Below are 24,414 nucleotides of genomic sequence, written 5' to 3' on the forward strand. Positions count from 1 at the left end.
AAATCTGATGGAACCCATTGATATTGGTCTGATCGTCTCGGGTGGTATGCTTGTTCTTGTGGTGCTGGGGATGCGCGTGGCCTTCGCCGCCGCGACAGCTGGCATGGTTGGTCTGATCTGGATCTTCTGGTCAAAGTTTGGGTACGATCCGGCGCGGTTCGGCAAGGCTGTGACTGTGGCAGTCAAAACAGCGGGGCAGGTGCCGCACTCCAAGATTTCAAGCCAAGCGTTGAGCCTTATCCCGACTTTCATCTTGATTGGCTACCTCGCCTATTACGCGGGCCTGACCAAAGCACTGTTCGAAGCCGCAAAGCGTTGGCTGGCATGGGTCCCCGGTGGGCTGGCGGTTTCGACCGTTTTCGCAACCGCTGGGTTTGCTGCGGTATCCGGAGCCTCGGTCGCCACTTCCGCTGTGTTCGCCCGTATCGCCATCCCCGAGATGCTGAAGATCGGATACGACAAGCGTTTTGCTGCAGGTGTCGTCGCTGCAGGCGGTACACTCGCTTCGCTCATCCCGCCTTCGGCCATTCTGGTCATCTACGCGATTATCGTCGAGCAGGACGTGGGCAAACTGTTGTTGGCGGGATTCATCCCGGGCATGTTCTCGGCTGTGATCTATGGCTTGCTGATCATTGGCATGGCCGTCGTGATCAAAGGATTTGGTCCCGCAGTCACCGGATTTACATGGAAAGAACGATTCCTCTCGTTGCCGCCCGCATTGCCCATCGTGATCGTCGTCGTGACCATCATCTTCTTTGTCTACAACCCGTTTGGCGGTGATGCCTGGGGTACCCCAACCGAGGGCGGCGCCATAGGAGCATTCGTGGTGTTCCTCATGGCGCTGTATCAAGGCATGCGCTGGTCCGAGCTCAAAGACGCGCTGTTGGAAACCGCCAAGCTGAGCGTCATGATCTTCACCATCATCTGGGGTGTGTTGGTTTATGTTCGCTTTCTGGGATTTGCCGAGCTGCCAAACGCATTTTCCGACTGGATCACGTCGCTTGAGATGCCGCCCATGCTGATCCTGATCTGCATTCTTCTGGCTTACGCTGTTTTGGGCATGTTCATGGATGCGATCGGAATGCTGTTGCTGACGCTGCCAGTTGTTTACCCCGCCGTTATGGCTCTGAACGGTGGCGAGGCCGTAAGTGCCGCCGAGAGTACATTCGGCATGTCTGGCCCGATGTGTGCCATCTGGTTCGGTATTCTGGTCGTCAAAATGGCCGAGTTCTGTCTGATCACGCCACCTATCGGGCTGAATTGCTTTGTCGTTGCCGGAGTTCGCGACGACCTCAGCGTTCAGGACGTATTCAAAGGCGTGACACCGTTTTTTCTGGCGGATGCAGCCACAATCGCTTTGTTGGTTGCCTTTCCAGCGATCGTATTGTGGCTTCCCGGACAGGTTTGAACAAAATTGGGGAGGATTGCAGGCTTAAAATACGCGAATGTTTTAGAATAGATAAGCGTTCGATCACCCGTTCTGCAATCGGGTCGTGATTTCGGATAGCCGCGACAAGGATTGCAGCGTGACTGGCAAAGCAAGCGCCGCTTCGGCAAGCTCCCAGGAATAACTGACAATCGAAAAGATCGTTCCGGGCGTCGTATTCAAGTTCTGAGTTGAAAACCAAAGGTTGAACAGGATCAGACCGATCAGCAGGATGAAGATCACGCCATACAGAATGGCCTCGGTATCCGAAAGTTTTACTTCGAACCGGCGCAGTTTTTTGAGATGCACCAGTACCGGGCGGTTTCGGCGTTGTTCCAGTGTGCTGACCTGAAGCTCCATTTGTTCATTCAGCGCGCAATTCCATCGCCAAAAGGGGGAATGAAACAGGGCGTAGACAGATATCATTCCGATAAGAACTCCACAGGCTGACACGGCCAGCGCCGGTGAGAAATAAAACAGAAGGATTGCCGAAACGACGAGTTGCACGACCCCTGCGATTGCCGAAGGCAAAACCTCTTCCAGAAAGTCGGCTAGCTCACGCCCCATTCCGATCCGGGCGTTCAACGATGAAATTGGCAAGTCCGCAAACCGCGCCGCAAGCGCCTTGCCCAATTCAACACGGATCGTCCCGTAGACTCGGGTGTCGTAAATCCGTCGGGTCACGCCAATCAGTGTGAGGATGATCATGAGCGCCCCCAGATGCGAAAAGGGCAGAAAGTCCCCTTTCAGCAATCCGTCAATGGAGAAGCCGATGAACAGCGGGATCAACACGGTAAACGCGGTCTCAGCCAATATCAGAAGCCAAGTAAACCCGACGCGCCAGCGAAACACATTAAGAAGCGTACCGATGGTCAATTTTCGATCTGTCAGCATGGTGCGCTACTGATCATAATGAATGCGAACACGGACATCGCCGGGCCAGACCGAAGCGGTCTTGAAATCAGGCTCATCCTGAGGGTTCGGGCACCTGTGGACCCAACGCCCTCCAACAGTCGCGTCGCGGTCATGTTCAACTCTTCGTCCTTGTTTTCATCATGAAACAAAAGCACCGCATATGGGCCTGCGTTCAGGTCAGCGAACTCATGGCTGACGCTGCCTTTGCGCGATGGAATCTGGGAATAGTCAATCGCGCTCCAGACATCCAAGCTGTCAAAGGCACGTGCGTCATCAAACACAAGGATCACGATGTTTCCTTTGGCATTGCGAATGCCGTCAACGGTCACATTCAGACCATCAGCGTCGGCAGGTGCCGCCAACGCCAACAGGGCAAGTACGGGGACCAGAAGGTTTCGGCTCATGCCTTTGTCCTTTCTTCAGAAGGTTGGGGAAGCGTTGGTTTGAACACTGCGATGACATCTTCGGTGATGGCGATCAGAACCGGTACTAGCAGCAGCATGAGAGCTGTGCCGAAGAGTTCCCCAAAGGCTAGTGAGATTGCCGCAGGGATCAGGTACTGAGCCTGTTCAGAGGTTTCGGTCAGCAAAGGCAACAGGCCAATCACCGTTGTCGCGGTGGTCAGGACAATCGCCTTGAAGCGCCCGATGCCCGTGCTTTTCAAGGCCAGATTTACGGCTTGCCCTTCTTTACGCGCCTGATTGTAGCGGGTGATCATGACCAGACTGTCATTCACGATTACACCGGTTAGCGCCAGCATACCGAAGAATGAAAACAGCGACAGCGAGACACCCATGATCAAGTGACCGACGGCGGCCGCGATGAAACCAAAGGGGACGATGGCCAGGATGACGAAGGGTTGCCAATAGCTTTGCAACGGTACAGCCATCAGCACATAGATCAGAACGGCAGCGAACAGCAGTGCGCGTTTCAAACTGCCGCTGATTTCCGACATCTCTTCCAATTCCCCGGCCGGCAGGACGGTCACGGTTGGGTACTTCGCGCGGAGTTCGGGGACCAGTTGTTCGAATACGGCCTGCCCGACCTCCTCGGGAGCGACTAGATCACGGTCGACAGAGGCGGCCACGACGTTCATGCGTTTGCCATCGCGACGGTTGACAGTGCCGGACGCGTAGGAACCTTCGATTTCTGCAACTGTCTCCAGCGGTACCCAGTTACCAGAGGCGCTGCGCAATTGGGTCTGCATCAGATTGGTGAGCGTGTCGCGGTTTTCCCGCGCGTTCTGCACGACCACGCGAATTTCGGATCCGTCGCGCCTGACCTTGGTTACCTCGGCCCCACCGAACCCATAGCCAATCTGTCTGGCCAGTGTTTCGGCATTGAAGCCAAGGTGCCGAGCGTCGGGACGCAGGCGGAGTTTCAGTTCGGGCTGACCACCCGCCAACCCATCCCGCACATTTGCCACGCCCTCGATATTGGACAGGAAGGCTTTCATCTCGGCGCTGGCCTTTTGCAGCAGGTCTTCGTCTTTTGACGCCAATCGGATGCGGAACCCTCCGGCAAGCGTTTCCGATCCGGTGAACTCCAGCTCGGTCGCGCCTTCGACTGCACCTACCCGGTTACGCCATGCGCGAACCACTTTCAGGATCGGAACGTCCGGACGCTCGGCAATCGGGATCATCTCGGCAAAAATCTGCGCGCTGCCAGCACTGTTGATGATTGTGAAGACAGTCTGAATGGGCGCCGTGGTCATGCCTGCACCTTCGGCAAGTTCCGCGTTCAGATCGATCAATTCAGCTTCGATCCGGTTCACATTCGATCGGGTCAGTGCGAAGGGTGCGCGGGCGTCCATTTCAAGGTTCACGGTGATTATCTGACCGGGTACTTCAGGGAAGAACACCGTCCTGACTTTGCCCTTGTACATCAAGCCAAGCCCAAGCGTTGCGGCGGCTATGAACAAGATCAGCGCGGCATAGCGCTGGCGCACCGCAGCAACGAGAACAGGCTGATAAATTCTGTCCCGAACCCAGTGCAACCCGCCCTGTGCGGCATCTTGTACTCGTCCCCAGAGGCGGGTCAGCAGGTATCGGCGTTCTTGTCCCATCGAAACCTGTGCCAAATGGGCGGGCAGGATGAACTTGCTTTCGATAAGCGAAAAGATCAGCGTCAGGATCACGATACCCGAAAACCCGGCCAGCACTTTGCCTAACGGGTTGTCGATCAACAGCATCGGGAAGAAGGCCGCAATCGTCGTCAGGACGCCAAAGACAGAGGCAACCGCCACGCGGTGCACGCCGCGTTCGGTGTCTTTGATTGGTTCATTGCCCTTGCGGCGTTCTTCGAAAACGCTCTCACCCACCACAACGGCATCATCAACCAGAATGCCCAAGGCGATGATCAGACCAAAGGTGGTGACATCGTTCAGCGAGTAATCCACCCATTTCGAGCCCGAGACCGCAATCGCCCCCATGACGGAAACGGGAATGCCCATAGCAACCCAGAAGGCCAGCCGCACGTTCAGGAACACCGACAGCATCAAGGTTACCAGGATCAACCCCTGCACTCCGTTCGAGCGCAACAGTGCCAGACGGTCCGAGATGTAACCGGCGCTGTCCCCCCAGACCTCAACGTGAACCTGCGACGGAAGCTGGCGGCTGAACTTATCCACCGTGCCGCGGACCACGTCGCTGATCTCCAGCAGGTTCTCTTTCTGCCCGACCAGAACTTCCATGCCCACGGTCGGTTTGCCATTAATCCGGAACAGATACTCGCCGTCCTGGAACCCGTCCTCGATTTTGGCGATATCGCCCAACGGCACGAAGGACCCGTCGCCGCGTTCGATGATCGGGAGGGCCGCGTATTCTGGCTCATATTTTGCCCGATCATCAGCCCGCAGGAAAATCGTACCGCCTTCGGTTCGCAGACGGCCCGCCTGAAACGCCAGTGAATTCCGTTCTATGACGCGTGTTACATCCGAAACGGTCAGGCCAAAGTGGCGCAACAGCGCGGGGTCGACTTCGATGCGCAGTTCTCGCGGGATTAGACCCCATATTTGTAGACGGGACAGTTCCGGTTGCGCCAACAGCTCTTCCTTGAGGTGCTGCGCGAGGCTCTGCAATGTGGCCAGGTCCGTTTCACCGTACAGATTCAGATAGAGTGCCGGGAAATCAAACCCCGAAGCTTCGATCACTGGTCGGCGCGCGGTGTCGGGTAAATCGGTCAGCCCATCGATGCGAATGCGCACCCGGTCCAGAACGGCCTGCAGTTTTGCGCCGCCTGCTCGCCGCACCGTGACCACGCTAAGATCATTTTGGGACTGTGAGGTGACACTGCGCACGCCTTCCAGCCCTTCAAGCGCCTGCTCAACCTTCTGCGTCACCAGTTCATCGACCTGTTCGGCTGTCGCGTCCGGAAATTCGATGGCGATTGTGACGCTTTCCGGAGGAATACGCGGGAAGCCTTCGATCCTGATGCTTAACAGCGTCTGCACCCCAAGGAACAGAATCAACGCCATCAACAGATTGGCAGCGACCGGATTACGAATGAACCAGGAAGTCAGGGCATGCATGGCTCACCCCTCATCGAATTGCGGCGTCACACGCTGACCCGGCAAGAAGGACTCCAGCGGAGCTATGGCCACACGCCACGGGCCGAGTCCTTCAGGGGCCGGGATTATGATCTTGCCTTCCCTGCGGAACAAAATATTGGCGCTGATCCTCTGCAAGTGATCGTCGTCACCTACAAGCCAGGTGTAACCGGCGCGGGTTAGGGCGCTTTCGGGCAGGGTCAGTGTTTCTGCAATTCGGCGTCCAGGGATTTTGACCTGCAGGAAGTCGCCAGCCAGTATACGTTCATTAGGCGCAGTGACGTCTAAAAAGACTCGCACCTGTCGCGTGTCTTGATCCAGAAACCCGCCACCGCGCCGGACCTGAGCTTTCCCAAAAGGCTCCCCCGAACGTTGTGTCAGACTCGCCATTGTACCGGAGATCGGATGATTCAGAAGCGCCCAATCCGCCTGGCTGAACTCGGCAACCAGTTCAAATTGCCGGTCGTCGGAAAGGTGTATCAGGGCATCGCCTGGAGCAACCGTTTGGCCAAGGCTGGCAAAGCGGTGCATGACGTATCCCGAAAACGGGGCCACCACCTCTGCGTCCGCCAGTTCGTTTCGCGCCGCGTTGAGGCGCGCCTCGGCCGTCGCAACGGTTTTTTCCGCAATGCGCAGTTGTGGTAGGTTCACAGCCAGTTCGTTGGGTGGTTCTTTCTCATCCCGGTCGAACTGACGCTGCGCGACGGTTACGTTGTTCTGCGCGCGCAACAGCGCCAGTTTCGCTTGTTCAAGTTCCATTTCAGCCGCCGCGACGGCACTTTGGTAAGGCGCGCTTTCGATTGAAAACAGGAGGTCTCCGCGCTCTACCTGAGCCCCGGCCAAGGCCGCATTGTGTACTGTGGTGATGCGTCCGGATACTGCGGATCGCAACTCGGCATCCCAGCGCGGTCGAACCTTGGCATAGGCCGAAACCTGCGCCTGCACTGTTCCCGGGGCAACGGTGATGACAGAGATGATCGGTGGCGAGGGTGGGATTTTTGCGGCCTCAACATCGATTGTGTCTTCGGTGCCAAACAACAGAACCACGATTGTGGCGAATAGAATTAGTGCAAGCCCAATCCAAAGCCATTGTCGTGCCGGCCGTTGTTTAGCTTCCAGGGGCTTGTCAGTCATAGACCTGTCTTTCTCCGCGTCACCGAAATCCATTGCACCTTGTGGTCAGTGGTAAGGTGTCATATATTATGAACGATCGTTCGTTCAATATCGAAAATTAAAAATGACAGATACAGGAAATAATCAGGACTCTTCTCGGAAGAGGGCGACGGCCAAACGACGCAACCAGATATTGGAAGCCGCAGTCATGTGCTTCCTGGAGCGCGGCTATCACCAGACCGGCGTGCGCGACATCGCGGCTCGGGCAGGGGTCAGCCTTGGGAACCTGTACAATCATTTTCGTGGAAAACACGATGTACTTGTCGAGATCGCAATGCTGGAGCGACGTGACTTGGTTCAGTTTCTCGATATTCTGGCATCGGGATCACCCGCGCCGAAGGTTTTGAAGAAATTTATCCGCGCTTACGCAAAATACCTTGCAGCACCAGAGAATGTCATACTGACATTGGAAATTACCAGTGAAGCCATTCGGCAGCCAGATATTGCGCAGTTGTTTGTAGACAACCGGGCAGCGCTGACCGAAGCACTCGAAACAGTTGTGGTGCGAGGGATAAAGGACGGCGACCTGCGTTCCGTACCAGATCCACTTCAGGCTTCACAATTGATAGTAGAGGTTCTGGAGGGTAGCGCTTACCGTAGCGTGTTGTCAGAAACGCCAATGACCGGCATTATTGGCAGTGTAGAAGATTTCGTACTGAACTCACTGCTGGCGCGTCAATGACCCCTCATTTGTAAATTGGTTTGGCACTCATGAAAGTTCGCTTTCAAGAACCGCGGTTTAGAGAAGCTTAGGCGGCAAAGGTTCGGAATGGGTTGAGTACAACGTGTCTTGCCTTCCGATCGACACAAACTGCATCGCATACGAGGTGCGCACAGGGGCCGAAGCAATTTTTCGCGCTTGATATGCAGCTAAACACTTCTGCCATCAAAGTGCGCATATTCATTGCAACTACGAAGTCCGCTCAATTGCTTGCTTAAACTAGTATCTATAAAATAGATGGATCATGATTAAACACGTTGCTGCCCAACCTGTAGAAGCGCCGCTGAAACAGGAGAAATCACGATGACCAAGAAGATCACCATCATCGGCGCCACGGGCCATCTGGGGCATCGCGTGGCCGCAAAACTCGTCGAAAAAGGCGTCGAAGTGACCGCCATCGCGCGGGACCCGGTAGCGGCGAAAACTGCTTTGCCTTCTAACGTTCGGCTCGTTCAGGGCGACGTGTCGGATCCGGCCAGCCTGACATCGGCTTTGTGGGGGGCTGATACGCTTTACATCACGCTTAATACCGAGACGCTGGACACCACTTTGCCCTTCCATACTGAGCGGGAAGGCGTGATCAATGTCGTCGCAGCAGCGAAAGAAGTAGGCGTTCAGCACATTATGCAAATTGCGGGAGTCGACACTGCATATCCAGAGTTTTCAACTGAAGGCATGGCCTATGGCACGAATGCGATTCGCCAGGGCGGGATCGATGCCATCAAGGCGTCAGGTATTCCCTACACATTCTTCTATTGCTCATTCTTTCTGGACTCGCTGCCTGAATTTCTGATGGACAACCAACTGGCCATAATCGGAAATCACGTTCTCCCAATCTGGTTTACCAATTCCAGCGACTTGGCAGAGCTGGTCTTCAATGCGATTGGTAACGACGCTGCCAAAAATAAGGGGTTTGCCGTTCAGGGTCAGCAAGCCAAGACCTACATCGAGGGGGCGACTGAGTTTCTGGGAGCATACGCTCCCGGGGCAGAAGTCATTGAGCTACCAATGGAGGCGGTCCGCCGGATGGGGCTGCCAGAAGAGCAGGCGGCCTTTATCGAACACTTGCTAACATTCGTGCAGCAGTTGAAGGAAGAGCAGGTTGCCAACGAAACGTGGGAGATTCTTGGAGCACCACAATACACCATCTCCTCATTCGCCAAGGAACTTCGCGGCGAGCTTTAAGTGGTGGTAGAGTTCTGGATAACAGCTTCTTCTGACAGTTTCCGCAACAGTTTGGCTGTCGCCTGACCCATGGGCTTTTCAAAGGACCAAACCATATCCACCGAGCGTTCGGCGTAGGGTTTGGTCTCGAATTGCAGCGGCAGGATTTTCAGCGCACCGGTCTGAACAAAGACGTCCACCGCGTGCAGAGGCAGCGCCGACCACCCCAGGTCGGCCTGCACAATATCGATGGCCTCAGATGTGGTGCTGACCTGCCAAATCGACGGCGAGGCCTTAAGGATTGCACTGTCGGGGTTGTCGGCTTCTTTCAACAAAATCTGACGATGCAGGCGCAATTCCTCCCAAGAGACCGACGGTAATTGGGCAAGCGGGCTTTCCGGGTGGCTGACGCAGACCAACCGGAGTGTACCTAAAGAGCGAAAGTCGAGCGCCTGAGGGATGCCCTCGGGCTCCAGAATAATCCCTAAATCCACTACGCCTTTGACGATCAGTCGCTGAATCTCCCCGGCTGTAAACGACTGGATTTCCACATCAACAGACGGAAACTCAGCATTGAAGGTGCGGATGATCTCTCCCAGGTTGGCCAGTTTGATGTGCGGCGCCATCGCGAGCGTCACACGGTTCTCCAAGTTCATGGATAGGGCATCGGCTATGGCCAGAAACCGTCTGCGACGCTCCAAAAGAATTTCAGCCTGTGAGATCAACGCCTCTCCCGCTTCGGTAAGGGTAGGATATCTTCGGCTGCGGTTGAAAAGCTCGACGTTCAGATCGACCTCAAGATTGGCGACCAAGGTGCTAATAACCGATTGCGCTTTGTTGCATTTTCGGGCCGCGGCGGAAAATGATCCTTCGCTGTGGGTGGTGACGAATGCCTCTAACTGTTCGAATGATGCGCGCATTGGGAGTGCTCAAGTATCTATTCGTCATTTAGTAAAAACATTTATAAATCTCATAACAAAATACAAGTCCAGTAATGATGTCAATTTCTGAGACTACTCAAGAACCTTACCGGTAAAAAAATGCACGTGGTGCTATGAAGTCATTGTGACGATTGCAGTCGAAACTGTTCGGCTCGAGTAGTCGCTTGGTTTGGCGTGCCTTTGATCAATTTCAGATGGGCCGGAAACGCACCCAAAGCCCTTGAAAACTCTAAGGGTGTTTTTCGTCACTTTTTCGGGACATGCAGGTCGCCGATGTGCTTTGGTTTCAGTGGCTTTTCTAGCTAAAAGTGCGACCGTTGCTCCAGGCTCGGTGGAGCGCGCGAATAGCTGGCAAACTCTCTGTTCGCTTGATAGATTCTCTGGTTGGTCGTGACTGCCCCCTACGACAATCCGTCTTTGACGGCGCATCGTGTAGCAGAATTACGTAAATCTGACGTCCGGAGAGAACCCTTTTCACCGATGTCACAGCGTGGACAAGGGGCCACCTTAAGGACTCTCGCCCAACAATTCGCTGAAGGGGCAGACATCATCTTCGAACGGAACGTGGCGGTGACGGAAACTTGTTCCTTCCACGGCCGATGGCGAACTAATCCGGTCCATCCGAAAATGACGGAAATCCTCGCGTGTGGGGTCCCAAGCGACGAGGTACCAAAGCGGCTGAAGGATCAGCATGGCCTGCGGCTCCACCTGCCGCTCGGTGTTCTGACCTGTTACGTCTCGATAGTCGAAGCGGATGAATTGCCGATTGATGAACGCGGTTTCAAACGCTGGTAAAAGGTCGGCATCCATTTTTCCCACGTCTGAAATGTCCTGAAGCGGTGACAATTGTCCGATATGCAGACAGTCGAGGGTGGCGCGAAGGTCACGGATTTTATCAGGGGGCAGTGCCTTCTCGATCTTGGCAAGGCCGGCGTCGGCGAGATCGGAAAAGGGCAGATTGCCCGCGGCCCGCATTGCTGAAACGCTAATCAGAAGAGCAAAAACTTCTGGTACCGAAAGCTGAGCTGTGGCTTGCAGGGATTGAGGATCAAGTTGCAGACCTCCTCCACGGCCAACATCAGAGTGAATCACAAAGCCCTCGTCACGCAATGCGTTGATATCGCGAAGGACAGTTCGACGGGAAGTGCCGACTTCATCGGCAAGGGTTTCGACCGTCGTTGTTCCGCTGCGGCGAAGGCGTCGCACGATGGCGTCACGTCTGAGTCGAATGTTCATGGACCCATCTCCTCAACAATAGTGACAGTTATTGGCACCATTCGGATTTAGACGGTTTTCTGCAACACGAAACAAGGAGAATAAATTGATGCGACGTACTGCTGTGAACCCGTGGGACTGGTCAACCAAGCTGGGCTATAATCAGGCGGAAGTGATCGAGGCCGCGACACGTCAGGTAATCTGTGCTGGTCAGACCGCTGTGGACAGCGACGGCAATCCGCAGCATCCGGGCGAAATGCGGGCTCAGATTGATTTGGCACTGGATAACTTGGAGGCGCTACTGAGAGAGGCCGGGCTGGGCCTGAGTAATGTGACAAAGCTTGGCATGTACACAACCGACGTGGATGAGGCGCTGAAGAATTTTGACCTTATGGGGAGGCGCTTTGGGGCTCACCAAGTCGCGCCACCCATGACTCTCTTGGGCGTTACGCGTCTCGCTATCCCCGGCCTACTGTTTGAGATCGAAGCAACCGCGGCGGCATGATTAGAGTGAAGCAGTCATTAGGGCTGTCCACTCTGTTGACTGCTTCGTTGCGCTCTTGCTTGCGTTGATTGGCAAGAACCGACTTATGCTAGGTAACACCATTCGAATGCGGCTGCTCTTGTTTGGTGGTAGGAAGCGGCTGTAAGCTTGTGATGGTGAAGGCAGAACAGGTTGGGAATTTGATCATGCACGTGCAGGAAAAGCTGCGACTACCCGGCGGACTTGAACCGGCCTTGAAATTTCTCCCGCTTTTTCGCTGGCCTATGGCGTCCTTCGACACGATTTGTCAACCACATATGCGCGGTGATCCACGTCCAGCGTGAGCAAATGCAGGACATCGACAAGCGGTTGATGGGCGGGGTCAATAACTTAACGACGCCACTGCAAATACCATCAGTCCTGGTGCTGTGCTTGTGCCGTAAACCATGACACTACTGTGTCGATTGCGCGGGAGGGATCAGACCTGCGCAGTGCAAGAAGGTAAAAGTCCTGTGGGCCGGCACCAATTGAATATCCAAGGTCCAGCAGCTTACCCGCCGCAATTTCGTTGGAAACAAGAAATCTGCTGACGAGTGCAACACCCTGCCCAGAGATTGCTGCGTCTATGGCCAATGCGGTCTGACTTAGCCTTAGGCCACGCTTGTGTTGATCCGCAATACCGGCTGCATTCAACAGGCCGGGCCAGAGATCATGTGCATCATGTATCTTTGGAAGGTGTGAAAGCGCCTCCGGTCTGATCGGAAGGTCCACATTTGCCAACAGCTTTGGCGCGGCGACGGCAATTACATCCTGCCTGAACAACAGCGTTGCCTTGATCGACGCCCCAAACGGCGGCGCACCCTGGCGAATGGCCAGATCGATACCATCGCTGTGAAAACTCGATACCTTCTCCGTTGCCAGAATACGTAAGTCTATGTCGGGGTATTTGTCTGAAAAATCCGGCAGGTTCGGGATGAGCCACTTTGCGGCAAATGTTGGCGTAACACTGATCAGCACCTTGTTGGGTTCAGGTTTCAGATGCGCCGTCGCACTGCGCAACTCGGCAAAAGCCTGCGCAACCCTCGTGTGATAACTGCGGCCGGTGCTCGTCAGGGCCAACCCTTTTGGCAACCGTTCGAACAGCTTTACGCCCAGTTGTGCCTCAAGCTGACGGACTTGTTGTGCGACGGCCCCTTGCGTCACGCCCATCTCATCGGCAGCAGCCCGAAAGTTCAGGCGGCGTCCTGCGACGTCGAAAGCGCGAAGCCCGTTGAGGGGAGGGAGGTCTGTCATTTGGCAATAGTATTTCTATTGGCATGAAACTTCAATTCTCGCGCGAACTTTCAAAAAGATTGCAATATTTTCAAGTTCACTGATTAAGGAGGCGGCAATGGCAATAGAAAAAGTAGCTCTAATTACAGCAGGTGGAAGTGGGATGGGAGCAGATGCTGCACGTCGGCTTGCCGCAGACGGGTTCAAGGTCGGTGTCCTTTCCTCGTCTGGGAAAGGCGAAGCGCTTGGTGCCGAGTTGGGAGGATTTGGCGTGACCGGCTCCAACCAGAACCTGGATGATGTGTCGGCCCTTGTTCATGGTGCACAGGACCGTTGGGGGCGTGTTGACGTATTGGTAAACTCGGCAGGTCACGGGCCCAAAGGCCCGGTTCTGGAAATCAGCGATGAGGACTGGCATCAGGGCATAGAGGTCTATCTGTTGAATGTTATCCGGCCGACGCGGTTGGTAACACCGGTCATGCAACAGCAGGGGGGTGGCGTGATTATCAACATCTCGACCTTCGCGGCATTTGAGCCCGATCCTTTGTTCCCAACTTCCGGTGTGTTCCGTGCTGGTTTGGCTGCGTTCACCAAGTTATTTGCGGACAGCTATGCGGCCCAAAACATCCGCATGAACAATATCCTGCCGGGTTTTATCGATAGCTTGCCGGAAACCGATGATCGCAAGGCGCGCATCCCCATGGGGCGGTATGGACGCGCGGAGGAAGTGTCATCGCTCATCTCTTTTCTCGCGTCACCGGGCGGCGGCTACATGACGGGTCAGAATCTGCGCGTTGATGGGGGGCTCACACGTGCGGTCTGATACCTTACCGAAAGCACCGACGTTCGAGCGTCTTGTGTTTGCGGTCAAATGGGGGGCTTCTACGGTTCAGATTCTGGGGTATACGGCAACGGGATTTGGCTGGACGCCGTTGAACCTTTACCTGTTTCTGGTGGGTGTTGTGGGATGGTTTGCGGTTGGCGCACTGTGGAATGATAAAGCCTTGATGCTTGTGCATCTCGTGGCTCTGGGGGCGATGATTGCGGGCATGAGTTCCGGCTAGTGTCGAAGAACAGCGATTTGTGGGAAAACGAGAAGACTTTAGTGTCGAGCGTTCCAGTGATCGGTTCCGATCTTTAGAATTACACTTCTTTGGTTGAATCTCTGACGATGAGCCTTGCTCCGAGCTTTTCAGGTTTTGGTTCCTGCTGGGTCGTGATCCAGTATGCCAGTGCGTCCGCAGCACGCTCACCCATTTGAGAAACGGGTAAATGAACGCTTGTCAATGGCGGTACGGTTACGGCCGAAGTTGGAAGATCATCAATGCCCACCATGGATATCTGGTCTGGGACCACGATGTTTTGTGCCTGAAGGCCTAACAAAACCCCCAAGGCTACAACGTCGGATAAGCACAAAATTGCGTCTGGCCTGCGGCATAGCTTGCCAATCTGTTTCGCAACGTCTGCTCCCCCTTGATGACTGATTTCTGTTTCGAAGGTCGCAATCCTACCAGCGAACGAAAGGGCTTTGAGGCCGGCAAGACGTTCTCGTGTGCGGTCATTGTCGTGAACAGGGCCGTGTACAACTGCAATGTCCCGATGACCCAGATCGGCAAGATGCTGCAAGGCAAGTTGCGCCGCGGTCGCGTTGTCATATCCGATGGTTGGCAGCGGGTTTTCAGGGTCAAAGAAAGACGTGATAATCGTTGGCAGCATTGTGCGCTCGATCAGGTCGTGAAAGGCGGGGCTGTGTGTGGCTCCGGTGATGATCAAGCCCTCTGCTCCGATATCTACCAGACTTTTGGCTTTCTCGGCTTCGATGTCTAGGCGTGCTTCGGTGGTTGCAACAATCAGAGACAATTGATGGTCTGACAGCTTGCGCTCCAGTGCGGCGAGAAATCGAGCGAAGATCGCGTTGTCCAGAGTAGGGACCAGTGCCCCGACAAATCGGGTGCGGCCCGAATTGATCGCCCGGGCGGCGGCACTAGGAACGAATTTTAGTTCAGCAATGGCGGTCTGAACTTTTTCCAGCGTGTCTTTTTTCACCACAGTCGGATCGTTCAGTACCCGTGACACTGTTGCGACGGACACACCTGCAGCTTTTGCTACATCTCTGAGATTCGCACGTTTTTTAGGCTCTGGAGCTTTTTGCATCGTGGGTTTTAGGCGTCCATTTTGCGGGTTCTTGAGGAAAGTGTTGACATATGTAACTAGTTTCATCAACCTCTGTAACTAGTTACATTTTGGGAATCTGCGCTGCCATGCAAGGGTCATCTGTCTTACATGCGTTCACGAATATGGGGTTTGTCGGCCTTAGTCGCCGGTTTCCGGGCTTTCCTAAAACCTCTGGTATCAGCACGCATGTCCTGGCTCCGCGTGAAGCTGTCCGGCTGAGCATGAAACCCGAAGATATCATTTCAATAGAAGGGGTTGGTTCTGGTCGGCTATTGGACCTTGTGGCTTTCGCCGACGATGGGCAGCCGGTTTTGGCGGCGCTGGGTTTGACGGCAACCGGACTGCTTGAATGGGGTGGTTTTGACAGCGACCGCCTCTTGGGTTGGGTCACGGCGCAGGGCGGTGATCGGCGGATTCCCTGTCACAGGTTGGAGGAGGCTCCGGAGACCCTGATTCTACGAGCGGACCAAGCGGCGACGGTATGGGTAATCTGCACCGCTGGGGTTGCAGAACTAATTGAGGGCAGGGAAGCCGGATGCGTTACTGTCGCGCATAAGTCAGCGGCAATACAGGGGCCGCAGTTGCCGCCGTTGCTGGGTGATACGCGGGATGAATTCACCGTGCAGCGGGGAAGCGCAGTGGCTTACGAACTGAAGGCCGGAGAATTCGTTCAGATCATTGATGTCGAGGGCCAGCAGTGTTCTGACTTCATGGCGCTGCGGGCGGATGGTCTAGACCGAGGCGAAGAGTGGATGATCGACTCGACGGCCACCCGATCGATGGTACGACGCGCTTATCCCGGCCCCGGATTGCTGGACAAATTTTTTGACCGTGAGATGCGACCGTTACTGAATGTTGTGCAGGACACATGCGGTCGTCATGACACATTTGGGTTGGCATGCACAGCGCGCGGCTATGAGGATCGGGGCTTCCCAGGCCATCTGAATTGCTCTGACAACATGTCCCACGCCTTGGCGCCCTATGGTGTGGCACGTCGAGCGGCGTGGCCCGCGATCAACTTTTTCTGGAACACGTGGATCGACCCGGCGACGCATCACATCCTGACCGAAGAGTCACATTCGCGCCCCGGCGACTACGTCGCCATGCGTGCGTTGGAACACCTTGTTTGTGTTTCGACAGCCTGTCCGGACGACATTGATCCGATCAATGGCTGGAACCCGACCGATGTGCATGTGCGCATCTATCGCCCCGAAACGCCGATCCGCCGAGCGGTTGCCTATCGTGAAAAGGAAGACGCCCCAATGTCGATCAGTCAGGAGTCCGCCTTTCATGACCGTCTGGCCCCACTGACCCAGCATTTTGCACCTGCGCGCGACTTGTGGGCGCCAGTAAGTTATCCTGCCCACGGTACTTTGGGTGAATATTGGGCCTGCCGTAAGGCTGTGACCGTCCAGGACATGAGCGGCCTTCGCAAATTCGATATCGTTGGCCCGGATGCCGAGGCATTGATGCAGTTGGCTACCACACGCAGTGTGGCAAAGCTCCCGGTCTGGCGCGGGTCTTATACGCTAATGTGCGACGAAAGTGGCTCGGTTATCGACGATGGCACTCTGTTTCGTCTCGCGCCTGAGATCTTCCGCTGGTGCTGCGGGTCCGAAGAGAGCGGGCGCGTGTTGCAGGAATTGGCGGACGCGCGCGGTCTACAAGTGCGCGTCCATGCGCTCCGTGGGGCGATGCCGAACCTCGCCATTCAGGGGCCGAAATCCCGCGACCTGCTACGCAAGATCGCCTTTACCCAGCCGCATGTTCCGGCTCTGGACCACCTGAAATGGTTTGGCGTCACTATCGCGCGTTTGAACAACCGCGAGGGTGCACCGTTCATGCTGTCACGGTCCGGTTATACCGGGGAATTGGGGTATGAGGTCTTCTGTTCCAAATCCGACGCCGTTGCGATCTGGGACGCAGTGATGGAGGCGGGCGAGGAATTCGGAATCACTCCGATGGGCTCGGCCGCGCTGGACATCATCAGGGTTGAAGCTGGTCTGGCTGCTGCAAATGCCGAATTCGCGCCGGGTGTCGATGCGTTTGAGGCTGGTTTAGGCTTCGCCGTTGATCTCACCAAATCCGAATTCACCGGCAAAGCTGCATTGGAACGCAATGCCCGCGACCCGCGCCGAGCGCTCAAGGGGCTGCTGATCGGTTGCGATGACGTACCGGCCCACGGTGCCCCTGTTTTTTCGGGCGAGCGGCAGGTGGGTATCGTCACATCGGCGACACGTTCGCCAATGCTGGAGCACACCATCGCCATGGCTCGGCTATCCGTCGAGTACGCGGACAACGGCACCCACTTGGAGATCGGCCAACTCGACGGGCACATGAAGCGCCTCGGCGCAACCGTCTCGGACATTCCATTCATAGACCCGCAACGCAAGCGGGCGCGCGCCTGAAGGCGCATGTAACTCAACGTAACGGGAGAAGACATATGAGAAAATTCGCACTTACCGCAACCTTAGCCCTGACATTGGGCGCGACAACGGCAATGGCGCAGGACAAGGTCATGGTGGGTGAACCCAGCTGGCCCGGTGCCAAAATAATGAGCCGCGTGATCGGGCAGGTCATCGAAACCCGTCTGGGTGGCGAAGTCGGCTATGCCCCCGGCGCTAATGCGGTAATCTTTGCCGCCATGGATGGCGGGCGCGGCGATATCGATGTGCACCCGGATGTCTGGCTGCCAAACCAGTCGTCCTTCACTGACGAATATGTCGATCAGAAGGGTACTGTGGCGCTGTCCTCAGGCAGCTATGAGGGCCGCGCAGGGATTTGCGTGCCGAACTATATGGTCGAGGATCACAACATCCGCTCGATCTATGATCTGGCCACGCCAATGGCGCAGGAATTGTTCGACTCCGATGGTGACGGGCTGGGTGAGGTCTGGGTAGGCGCCTCCGGTTGGGCTTCGACCAACACGTTCAAGGTGCGTGTGCGGGACTATGGGATCGAAACCTTCCTGACTCCTACAACCGAGGATGAAACGGTGTTTTATTCGCGGCTTAAGGATCAGATCGACCAGCAAAAGGGCGCAGCATTCTACTGCTATGCGCCGCATTACGTGCACGCACTCTATGACGTGACCATTCTGGAAGAGCCTGAGCATGACGCGACCACCTACAAGATGGTTCAGCCGGATCAGGATGCCGATTGGTACAACAAATCCCACGTCAGCACGGGTGAACCGGTCAAAACCGTCACGGTTGCGCATTCGAAATCGCTGGAGCAGCGCAACCCGGCAGCGGCATCCTTCTTGGCCAATATCGACATGGATGCGGGTGAGCTAAGCGGGCTGACCTATGAGGTGGTAGTCAAAGGGCGCGACACCGATGAGGTGGTCGCCGAATGGATCGCCGCTAATGGCGACACAGTCGACAGCTGGCTTGGTCTGACCACTAACTGAATCCAGTGTGCCCTCGAAATCCGGGGGCACCCTTCAACACACATAATAGCAGCGGGGCCAGTATGACAGCGGATATCGCAATCGACGCAAAGGGCGTATGGAAAGTGTTCGGTGCACGGTCGCAGGAGGCTTTGAACGCCATCCACAGCGACGGGCTGAGCAAGGCCGAGGTGCTGGAACGCTTCAACTGTGTTGTCGGCGTGGCCGATGCAAGCTTTGAGATCGAACGGGGTGAACTGTTCTGCGTTATGGGCTTGTCAGGCTCGGGCAAATCGACCCTCGTGCGTCATGTGAACCGCCTGCTGGAACCCACTGATGGCCATATCTACCTCGATGGCGAGGACGTGATGGGCCTGAATGACGAAGGCCTGCGTGACCTGCGCAACCGCCGTGTCGCCATGGTGTTCCAGAATTTCGGCCTGATGCCCCACCGCACCGTCCGCGACAACGTGGCGATGCCGCTGGAAATCCGTGGCACCGGCAAAGCCCGTCGCTGGGAGGAGGCTGATCGGGTTCTGGAACTGGTGGAACTGAACGGCTGGGAAGACAAGTACGCGCATGAGCTGTCGGGCGGGATGCAGCAGCGCGTAGGCCTTGCCCGTGCAATCGCCGCCGATCCCGAAATCCTGCTGATGGATGAGCCGTTCTCGGCCCTCGACCCGTTGATCCGCAAGCAGTTGCAGGATCAGTTCATGGAGCTGAGTCACAAGCTGAGCAAGACCACGATGTTCATCACCCATGACCTCGACGAGGCAATCCGCATAGGCCATCGCATTGCAATCATGAAGGACGGCCGGATCGTGCAGATCGGCACACCGGAAGAGATCATCCTCAACCCCGCCGATGACTATGTTGCCGACTTCGTGGCTGGGATTTCTAAACTCAACATGATCTTCGCCCACGCGGTGATGAAACCGGTCGACGAATTCGAGGCGCATCACGGCGAAGTACCTGACGATGCGAAAGAGGCCCATCCGGATATGGACCTGTCCGATCTGATGAACCTCTGCGTCGAGGGCCACGGCGTTGTGGCTGTGACGCAGGATGGCAAGACCGTGGGCGTGATCAACCGCGCGGGCCTTATCCGCGCGATTCAGGACAGCCAGGCATAAGGGGACCGCTATGAAACATGTTGATATGCAACAGATCCAACCGGAAACTGCCGACCGCCTGAATGATCTGATCGGAGACTTCGTGGGGCAGGGGCAGTCCTATTACCAAAAGACCTTCGCCTATATGATGCAGGCGCCGGGCTATCGCTTTACGTTGAACAAAGCCGCGGCGATTCTCGGGCCGATCTGGTTTGGAGCGCGAGGGCTATGGTCGTGGTTTCTGGGGTTCCTGGTTCTGGAAACACTGGCCTATATCCAGATTGGCTTGGGTCTTTTTGGTGATCTGGGACGTGAGTTTCGGGAGCGGGCGGAGCAGATCGAGCAGACGTTGGAGTTGCGTCGGCAACAGATTGCAGCAGCAGAACAATCCGGGTCGGCGACGCTTGATTCACTCAAACGCGCTGCGGAATCGCTCGAGGGTGCTCTGGCGGCTGCACAGGAGGCAGCCCGTACTGCGGATTCGACCGGGATCACTTATCTGGTCATCGGGATCGTCCTGTCGCTGGCGGTTAAGCTTCTGGCCGCTTCTCTGGCCAATTGGACGCTGGAAGGGCAATTCGCGCGTTGGCGATCAGATTCCAGTGTGGCGCACGGGTGGTCCATCCCTAGGTTGATTGTCGCCACGGCGCTGACTGGCGTGATCGTTATCCTTTCCATGATCAAGTTCGCTCAACCTGACGCAGTGGCAGTGCTAAAAACCTTCCCGACCAATCGGGACTGGCGACTGAATGTAGGCGACGGGGTGCAGGCGGTGTTCGAATGGACCAAAACCGCCGGGCGAGGATTCTTCGATGGGCTGACCTACGGGATGCGCACCCTGCTGGACTGGATCGAGGTCGTTCTGGTCGACACCCCCTGGCCGGTGGTTGCACTGGTGATCATCATGCTAGCCTATCTGTCGGCCGGTCCGCGTGTGGCGATCTTTACCGGTGCCGCACTGGCCTATCTGGGCTTGTTGGATTTCTGGGAAAAGGCGATGACCACGATTGCCCTGTTGGGAGCCGCAGCGCTGATTTCCATCACATTGGGTATTCCGCTGGGTATCTATTGTGCCCGCCGACCCCGCGCTTTTGCCATCGTGCGGCCCATACTTGATTTCATGCAGTCGATGCCATCCTTCGTTTATCTGATCCCGGTTGTGGCCTTCATTGGATCGGGCAAACCAGCTGGCGTGGTGGCGACCATGATCTTCGGCAGCCCTCCGGTGATCCGCTTCACTGTTCTTGGTTTGCAGCAAGTGCCTGAAACTGTGCGCGAGGCCGCGTTGGCATTCGGTGCTACACCTCGGTATCTGCTGTGGCGGGTCGACCTGCCTTTGGCCCACAAGACCATCATGGCGGGGGTAAACCAGACCATCCTGATGTCACTGGCCATGGTCGTTGTCGCGTCACTGATCGGGGCCAAAGGACTGGGAGAGGATGTGTTGGAAGCGCTGCAATACGCGGCGGCAGGTCAGGGTATTCTGGCCGGTCTTGCAATCCTGTTCTGCGCGCTCATTCTGGATCGGATTGTGGCCGGAAAGAAATAGTTTACGAGTGCAAGTGATCACTTGCCGAGCGGCAGGTGATCACGTCCCTTCGGTGCCTTGCTTGACGTAGACTGCGATGGCTGTTCGGCCGCCTTGCTGCCATATGGTAGTCAGCCATTTGGAAAACGCCTCGGAAAATTGTGGGTTTTGGCCCAAATCACCATAAATCTTGCTTTGCCCAATCCATGCCATCGGGTCGTCTTGGGCAGTCAGCGCGGCAGTGTTCAACTCGACCCACAATGGATCATTCTCTGCGATGTTACTGCCATCTTCACGATGGCCCGCACACATTCGGCACCAGAATGCTTCGGCCAGTGCGAGGCCTTGAATAGACGCGTCCGCTTCAAGAGCGTCGCGCAGTGACGGTAGCAGAAAGCCTGGATGTCGGGACGATCCATCAAACGCCACCCGGCGGGTTGTGTCGTGAATAGAGGTATTCGAAAACCGTTGCTCAACAAGCCCAAGATATTCGGTCGGAGTTGTTCCGGGCACAGAGGAGACGTGCGGCAGGATCTCTTCGGCCTGTACCTTGGCGAAAAACTTAAAGATATCAGGGTGCTTCATGCAGCTAGAAATTGTCGGAACACTCAGAATTTCGCCCACATTCGCCAGTAACTGATGGCCACCATTCAGAATGCGCAGTTTCATAGTCTCATAGCTACGGACGTCGTGTGTCAGCGTGACTCCGACCTTTTCAAGAGCAGGGCGACCCGCGCAGAAATCATCTTCGATCACCCATTGGCGAAAGTTCTCGTGCGATACTGGTGCGCGGTCTTCGATTCCAAGAGCGCGACATTGTTCGATCACCTGATCCGTCGTCGCGGGCACAATGCAATCCACCATGGAATTGGGAAAAGCTCCGTTGCGCTCAATCCAATCGGCCAGATGAGGATCCGACAGACGCGCCAGACTCACGACGCAGTTGCGTAAAATCGTGCCGTTGCCCTGTAAATTGTCGCAGCTGAGCGCTGTGAAAGGCGGCAAACCCTGCGACCGGCGTTGTCCAAGAGCCGCGACGATGGCCCCAAATACTGTGCGCGGTTGCGCGGGGTTTTCTACGTCGTGACGGATATCTTCGTGGGTGGGGTCGAAGAGGCCAGTATTGGCGTCGAGGAAGTAGCCCCCTTCGGTCACTGTCAGCGAAACGATGCGGATCGCCGGATCGGCCATTTTTCGGATCAGAGGTGCATTGTTTGCTTCGATCGGCAAGTAGTCCACCATGGGGCCGATGACTTCGGCGGATATGCCGGACGGGTCCAGTTCGATCAGCGTCGTCAGACAGTCCTGCTCGATCAGCCTGTTCCGTATCCGGGCATCATATTCCCGGACACCCGCGCCAATGATCGCCCAATCATGCGCGAGCCCCCTTTGCATCAATTGGTGAATGTACCACGCCTGATGCGCACGGTGAAAATTGCCCAGGCCGATATGAATAATGCCGGGGCTCAGGTCCTTGCTCTGATATTTCGGGATGCCGACCGTCTTGGCTAAGTTGCCCAGTTTGTCGCGGCGCAGGCCCAAAGGATTATTTGTGTGCGACACAGAAACCATCAGTTCATCCAGTTCCCGCCGTCGACATTATAGGTTTGCGCCACGATGTATTTGGCCTCGTCGGATGCCAAAAACACAGCCATCCCGGTCAGGTCGTCAGTGCGACCCATACGGCCATAGGGGACGGCCGCGGCCACTTCGCGCTTTTTCTGGCCCGGGGCTTTGCCTTCGTATTTTGCAAAGAAAGCGTCGACGCCGTCCCAGTGCTCTCCATCCACAACACCTGGAGAGATGGCATTTACGTTGATGCCGTGCTGGATCAGGTTCAGCCCCGCCGATTGAGTTAGCGAAATGACCGCAGCCTTGCTGGCGCAATAAACTGCGACCAGAGGCTCTCCGCGCCGCCCTGCCTGCGAGGCCATGTTGATAATCCGGCCCTGGATTCCATGTTCGATCATATGTCGAGCTACGGCTTGCATGGTGAAGAGGGTGCCAGCGACGTTGATATCGAAGACGCGACTGTAATCTTTACGTGCGATCTCGGTGATCGGCGCGGCAGTGAAAATGGCAGCGTTGTTGACTAGAATGTCGATTGGACCGAAATGCGCGGAAATATGCCCGATCGCATCGTCAATACTGGACTGGCTGGTTACGTCCATTTCAACGGCTTTTGCGGCATCACCGATTTCGGCAGCAGCGTCACGTGCCTGAGCGGCGTCGATGTCGGCAATGGCAACGCGTGCGCCTTCGGCGACATAGGCCTTGGCAAAGGCAAGGCCTATGCCTCGAGCGGCCCCAGTAATGAGAGCAGTTTTGCCAGCCAGACGCATCATTCGATCCGCAGCCCTTGTGCGTCAAACCGGTGAATGACATCGGCGCGCGGGGTTAGATGGATGCGGTCGCCGTGGCGAAATCCAACTTCGCCATCAGCGCGGACTGTGATGGTTTCAGCCAGACCGGTTTCGTGGATGTGGAAGAACGTGTCGGACCCAAGGTGTTCCGAGACACCAACAACGCCCGACCACGTCCCCTCGGTGTCCGAGACCGCGATATGTTCTGGCCGTATTCCGATTGTGTGTGCGCTGAGCTTTTTGGCCTCGTCGCCTTCAATGAAGTTCATTTTAGGCGAACCAATAAACCCGGCGACAAACAGGTTGCGTGGTGTGCGATAGAGTTCCAACGGGGAGCCGACCTGTTCAATTACACCGGCCTGAAGAACGACGATCTTGTCCGCCATTGTCATGGCTTCAACCTGATCGTGGGTCACGTAGATCATCGTGGTCGCGAGACGTTCGTGCAGTTCACTGATTTCGAGCCGCATTCCCACGCGCAGGGCGGCGTCGAGGTTCGACAGAGGTTCATCGAACAAAAAAGCTGCTGGCTCGCGCACGATCGCGCGACCAATGGCGACGCGTTGACGCTGACCGCCGGAGAGCTGGCCGGGGCGGCGGTCCAGATAATCGGTCAGGTTGAGAACGCTTGCTGCCCCTTCGACACGCTTGTCGATCTCCGCCTGATCCAGTTTCGCCATGCGCAGTGGGAAGGCGATGTTCTTGCGCACGGTCATATGCGGGTACAACGCGTAAGACTGGAACACCATCGCCAGACCACGTTTTGCAGGCGGCACATCGGTGGCATCCGCGCCATCAATGTCGATGGAGCCGGTGGTGATATCCTCCAGCCCCGCGATCAGGCGCAACAGGGTGGACTTGCCGCAGCCTGAGGGGCCGACGAAGACCGTGAACTCGCCATCTTCAATCGTCAGATCTAGCGGCGGGATGACCTGCACGTCGCCGAAGCTTTTGGTCACGGACTTGAGTTGAATACGTCCCATAAGT

The 24,414-nt window shown here is 56.1% G+C and carries 21 protein-coding genes; 10 read left to right on the forward strand and 11 right to left on the reverse strand.

What is annotated here, in order from left to right:
* The first annotated feature begins 7 nt into the window (after positions 1-7).
* The gene (locus ABLN94_RS18540) at positions 8-1,408 is read left to right on the forward strand and encodes a TRAP transporter large permease (RefSeq protein ID WP_352995206.1); all 1,401 of its coding nucleotides are present in this window, start codon (positions 8-10) and stop codon (positions 1,406-1,408) included.
* Positions 1,409-1,471: 63 nt separating this feature from the next.
* Here the strand turns inward: ABLN94_RS18540 and ABLN94_RS18545 are convergent, their stop codons facing one another.
* Genes ABLN94_RS18545 through ABLN94_RS18560 form a run of 4 tightly spaced genes read right to left on the reverse strand, consistent with a single transcriptional unit; the run spans position 1,472 to position 7,022 of the window.
* Positions 1,472-2,320 carry an ABC transporter six-transmembrane domain-containing protein gene (locus tag ABLN94_RS18545; RefSeq protein WP_352995209.1) on the reverse strand — a complete coding sequence of 283 codons (849 nt, stop codon included), beginning with the start codon at positions 2,318-2,320 and terminating at the stop codon, positions 1,472-1,474.
* A complete protein-coding gene (locus ABLN94_RS18550; RefSeq protein WP_352995212.1) occupies positions 2,314-2,745 on the reverse strand; it encodes a DUF2141 domain-containing protein in 432 nt (143 codons plus the stop codon). Before ABLN94_RS18550 ends, ABLN94_RS18545 begins: the two co-directional genes overlap by 7 nt.
* Positions 2,742-5,870 (reverse strand): efflux RND transporter permease subunit, encoded by a 3,129-nt coding sequence (locus tag ABLN94_RS18555; RefSeq protein ID WP_352995215.1) that lies wholly within the window; start codon positions 5,868-5,870, stop codon positions 2,742-2,744. Before ABLN94_RS18555 ends, ABLN94_RS18550 begins: the two co-directional genes overlap by 4 nt.
* A 3-nt stretch (positions 5,871-5,873) precedes the next feature.
* Complete coding sequence (locus ABLN94_RS18560) at positions 5,874-7,022, reverse strand: efflux RND transporter periplasmic adaptor subunit (RefSeq protein ID WP_352995218.1); 1,149 nt, start codon at positions 7,020-7,022, stop codon at positions 5,874-5,876.
* A gap of 103 nt (positions 7,023-7,125) precedes the next feature.
* On the opposite strand from ABLN94_RS18560, the gene ABLN94_RS18565 reads away from it, so the two are divergent.
* The gene (locus ABLN94_RS18565; RefSeq protein ID WP_352995221.1) at positions 7,126-7,743 is read left to right on the forward strand and encodes a TetR/AcrR family transcriptional regulator; all 618 of its coding nucleotides are present in this window, start codon (positions 7,126-7,128) and stop codon (positions 7,741-7,743) included.
* A 342-nt stretch (positions 7,744-8,085) separates the two neighbouring features.
* Positions 8,086-8,967 (forward strand): SDR family oxidoreductase, encoded by an 882-nt coding sequence (locus ABLN94_RS18570; RefSeq protein WP_352995224.1) that lies wholly within the window; start codon positions 8,086-8,088, stop codon positions 8,965-8,967.
* Here ABLN94_RS18570 and ABLN94_RS18575 read toward each other — a convergent pair.
* Together ABLN94_RS18575 and ABLN94_RS18580 are read right to left on the reverse strand one after the other, a co-directional pair.
* A complete protein-coding gene (locus tag ABLN94_RS18575; RefSeq protein ID WP_352995227.1) occupies positions 8,964-9,866 on the reverse strand; it encodes a LysR family transcriptional regulator in 903 nt (300 codons plus the stop codon). The two genes, ABLN94_RS18570 and ABLN94_RS18575, sit on opposite strands and share 4 nt — an antisense overlap.
* 528 nt (positions 9,867-10,394) lie before the next feature.
* Positions 10,395-11,123: a helix-turn-helix transcriptional regulator gene (locus ABLN94_RS18580; protein ID WP_352995230.1), complete on the reverse strand. Its 729-nt coding sequence runs from the start codon at positions 11,121-11,123 to the stop codon at positions 10,395-10,397.
* A gap of 88 nt (positions 11,124-11,211) precedes the next feature.
* Here ABLN94_RS18580 and ABLN94_RS18585 point away from each other — a divergent pair, with 88 nt between their 5' ends.
* The gene (locus tag ABLN94_RS18585) at positions 11,212-11,607 is read left to right on the forward strand and encodes a RidA family protein (RefSeq protein WP_352995233.1); all 396 of its coding nucleotides are present in this window, start codon (positions 11,212-11,214) and stop codon (positions 11,605-11,607) included.
* 393 nt (positions 11,608-12,000) lie between these two features.
* Here the strand turns inward: ABLN94_RS18585 and ABLN94_RS18590 are convergent, their stop codons facing one another.
* Entirely contained in the window at positions 12,001-12,879 is an 879-nt protein-coding gene (locus ABLN94_RS18590) for a LysR substrate-binding domain-containing protein (protein ID WP_352995236.1), read from the reverse strand.
* A 97-nt stretch (positions 12,880-12,976) separates the two neighbouring features.
* Here ABLN94_RS18590 and ABLN94_RS18595 point away from each other — a divergent pair, with 97 nt between their 5' ends.
* On the forward strand, positions 12,977-13,681 hold the full coding sequence (locus ABLN94_RS18595; protein ID WP_352995239.1) for an SDR family oxidoreductase: 705 nt from the start codon (positions 12,977-12,979) through the stop codon (positions 13,679-13,681).
* On the forward strand, positions 13,656-13,922 hold the full coding sequence (locus tag ABLN94_RS18600) for a DUF6552 family protein (RefSeq protein WP_417750532.1): 267 nt from the start codon (positions 13,656-13,658) through the stop codon (positions 13,920-13,922). Before ABLN94_RS18595 ends, ABLN94_RS18600 begins: the two co-directional genes overlap by 26 nt.
* Positions 13,923-14,001: 79 nt before the next feature.
* On the opposite strand, the gene ABLN94_RS18605 is transcribed toward ABLN94_RS18600, so the two are convergent.
* Positions 14,002-15,012 carry a LacI family DNA-binding transcriptional regulator gene (locus ABLN94_RS18605; RefSeq protein WP_417750533.1) on the reverse strand — a complete coding sequence of 337 codons (1,011 nt, stop codon included), beginning with the start codon at positions 15,010-15,012 and terminating at the stop codon, positions 14,002-14,004.
* Positions 15,013-15,119: 107 nt separating this feature from the next.
* Between ABLN94_RS18605 and ABLN94_RS18610 the strand changes: the two genes are divergently transcribed.
* The 4 genes from ABLN94_RS18610 (at position 15,120) to ABLN94_RS18625 (ending at position 21,085) form a co-directional block, all read left to right on the forward strand.
* On the forward strand, positions 15,120-17,441 hold the full coding sequence (locus ABLN94_RS18610; RefSeq protein ID WP_352995247.1) for a DUF1989 domain-containing protein: 2,322 nt from the start codon (positions 15,120-15,122) through the stop codon (positions 17,439-17,441).
* A 35-nt stretch (positions 17,442-17,476) separates the two neighbouring features.
* Positions 17,477-18,445: a glycine betaine ABC transporter substrate-binding protein gene (locus tag ABLN94_RS18615; RefSeq protein ID WP_352995250.1), complete on the forward strand. Its 969-nt coding sequence runs from the start codon at positions 17,477-17,479 to the stop codon at positions 18,443-18,445.
* A gap of 62 nt (positions 18,446-18,507) precedes the next feature.
* On the forward strand, positions 18,508-19,557 hold the full coding sequence (locus ABLN94_RS18620; RefSeq protein WP_352995253.1) for a quaternary amine ABC transporter ATP-binding protein: 1,050 nt from the start codon (positions 18,508-18,510) through the stop codon (positions 19,555-19,557).
* A gap of 10 nt (positions 19,558-19,567) precedes the next feature.
* Complete coding sequence (locus tag ABLN94_RS18625) at positions 19,568-21,085, forward strand: ABC transporter permease (protein ID WP_352995256.1); 1,518 nt, start codon at positions 19,568-19,570, stop codon at positions 21,083-21,085.
* A 39-nt stretch (positions 21,086-21,124) separates the two neighbouring features.
* Here ABLN94_RS18625 and ABLN94_RS18630 read toward each other — a convergent pair whose 3' ends face one another.
* The 3 genes from ABLN94_RS18630 to ABLN94_RS18640 are packed head-to-tail and all read right to left on the reverse strand — an operon-like array spanning position 21,125 to position 24,410.
* Positions 21,125-22,636: a mannitol dehydrogenase family protein gene (locus ABLN94_RS18630; protein WP_352995259.1), complete on the reverse strand. Its 1,512-nt coding sequence runs from the start codon at positions 22,634-22,636 to the stop codon at positions 21,125-21,127.
* Positions 22,636-23,409 (reverse strand): L-iditol 2-dehydrogenase, encoded by a 774-nt coding sequence (locus tag ABLN94_RS18635; RefSeq protein ID WP_352995262.1) that lies wholly within the window; start codon positions 23,407-23,409, stop codon positions 22,636-22,638. The genes ABLN94_RS18630 and ABLN94_RS18635 overlap by 1 nt, the downstream gene beginning before the upstream one ends.
* Positions 23,406-24,410, reverse strand: a complete 1,005-nt coding sequence (locus tag ABLN94_RS18640; protein WP_352995265.1) for an ABC transporter ATP-binding protein — start codon at positions 24,408-24,410, stop codon at positions 23,406-23,408. The genes ABLN94_RS18635 and ABLN94_RS18640 overlap by 4 nt, the downstream gene beginning before the upstream one ends.
* Positions 24,411-24,414 lie beyond the last annotated feature (4 nt).

This window comes from Ruegeria sp. SCP11 (assembly GCF_040329455.1).
GTDB lineage: Bacteria > Pseudomonadota > Alphaproteobacteria > Rhodobacterales > Rhodobacteraceae > Ruegeria > Ruegeria atlantica_E.

Coding starts and splice junctions, on each gene's coding strand:
- ABLN94_RS18570 (WP_352995224.1), top strand. CDS start 8,086: ATGACCAAGAAGATCACCATCATCGGCGCCACGGGCCATCTGGGGCAT.
- ABLN94_RS18545 (WP_352995209.1), bottom strand. CDS start 2,320: ATGCTGACAGATCGAAAATTGACCATCGGTACGCTTCTTAATGTGTTT.
- ABLN94_RS18630 (WP_352995259.1), bottom strand. CDS start 22,636: ATGGTTTCTGTGTCGCACACAAATAATCCTTTGGGCCTGCGCCGCGAC.
- ABLN94_RS18595 (WP_352995239.1), top strand. CDS start 12,977: ATGGCAATAGAAAAAGTAGCTCTAATTACAGCAGGTGGAAGTGGGATG.
- ABLN94_RS18625 (WP_352995256.1), top strand. CDS start 19,568: ATGAAACATGTTGATATGCAACAGATCCAACCGGAAACTGCCGACCGC.
- ABLN94_RS18620 (WP_352995253.1), top strand. CDS start 18,508: ATGACAGCGGATATCGCAATCGACGCAAAGGGCGTATGGAAAGTGTTC.
- ABLN94_RS18575 (WP_352995227.1), bottom strand. CDS start 9,866: ATGCGCGCATCATTCGAACAGTTAGAGGCATTCGTCACCACCCACAGC.
- ABLN94_RS18615 (WP_352995250.1), top strand. CDS start 17,477: ATGAGAAAATTCGCACTTACCGCAACCTTAGCCCTGACATTGGGCGCG.
- ABLN94_RS18605 (WP_417750533.1), bottom strand. CDS start 15,012: ATGCAAAAAGCTCCAGAGCCTAAAAAACGTGCGAATCTCAGAGATGTA.
- ABLN94_RS18560 (WP_352995218.1), bottom strand. CDS start 7,022: ATGACTGACAAGCCCCTGGAAGCTAAACAACGGCCGGCACGACAATGG.
- ABLN94_RS18600 (WP_417750532.1), top strand. CDS start 13,656: ATGGGGGGCTCACACGTGCGGTCTGATACCTTACCGAAAGCACCGACG.
- ABLN94_RS18565 (WP_352995221.1), top strand. CDS start 7,126: ATGACAGATACAGGAAATAATCAGGACTCTTCTCGGAAGAGGGCGACG.
- ABLN94_RS18580 (WP_352995230.1), bottom strand. CDS start 11,123: ATGAACATTCGACTCAGACGTGACGCCATCGTGCGACGCCTTCGCCGC.
- ABLN94_RS18550 (WP_352995212.1), bottom strand. CDS start 2,745: ATGAGCCGAAACCTTCTGGTCCCCGTACTTGCCCTGTTGGCGTTGGCG.
- ABLN94_RS18610 (WP_352995247.1), top strand. CDS start 15,120: ATGCAAGGGTCATCTGTCTTACATGCGTTCACGAATATGGGGTTTGTC.
- ABLN94_RS18555 (WP_352995215.1), bottom strand. CDS start 5,870: ATGCATGCCCTGACTTCCTGGTTCATTCGTAATCCGGTCGCTGCCAAT.
- ABLN94_RS18640 (WP_352995265.1), bottom strand. CDS start 24,410: ATGGGACGTATTCAACTCAAGTCCGTGACCAAAAGCTTCGGCGACGTG.
- ABLN94_RS18585 (WP_352995233.1), top strand. CDS start 11,212: ATGCGACGTACTGCTGTGAACCCGTGGGACTGGTCAACCAAGCTGGGC.
- ABLN94_RS18635 (WP_352995262.1), bottom strand. CDS start 23,409: ATGATGCGTCTGGCTGGCAAAACTGCTCTCATTACTGGGGCCGCTCGA.
- ABLN94_RS18590 (WP_352995236.1), bottom strand. CDS start 12,879: ATGACAGACCTCCCTCCCCTCAACGGGCTTCGCGCTTTCGACGTCGCA.
- ABLN94_RS18540 (WP_352995206.1), top strand. CDS start 8: ATGGAACCCATTGATATTGGTCTGATCGTCTCGGGTGGTATGCTTGTT.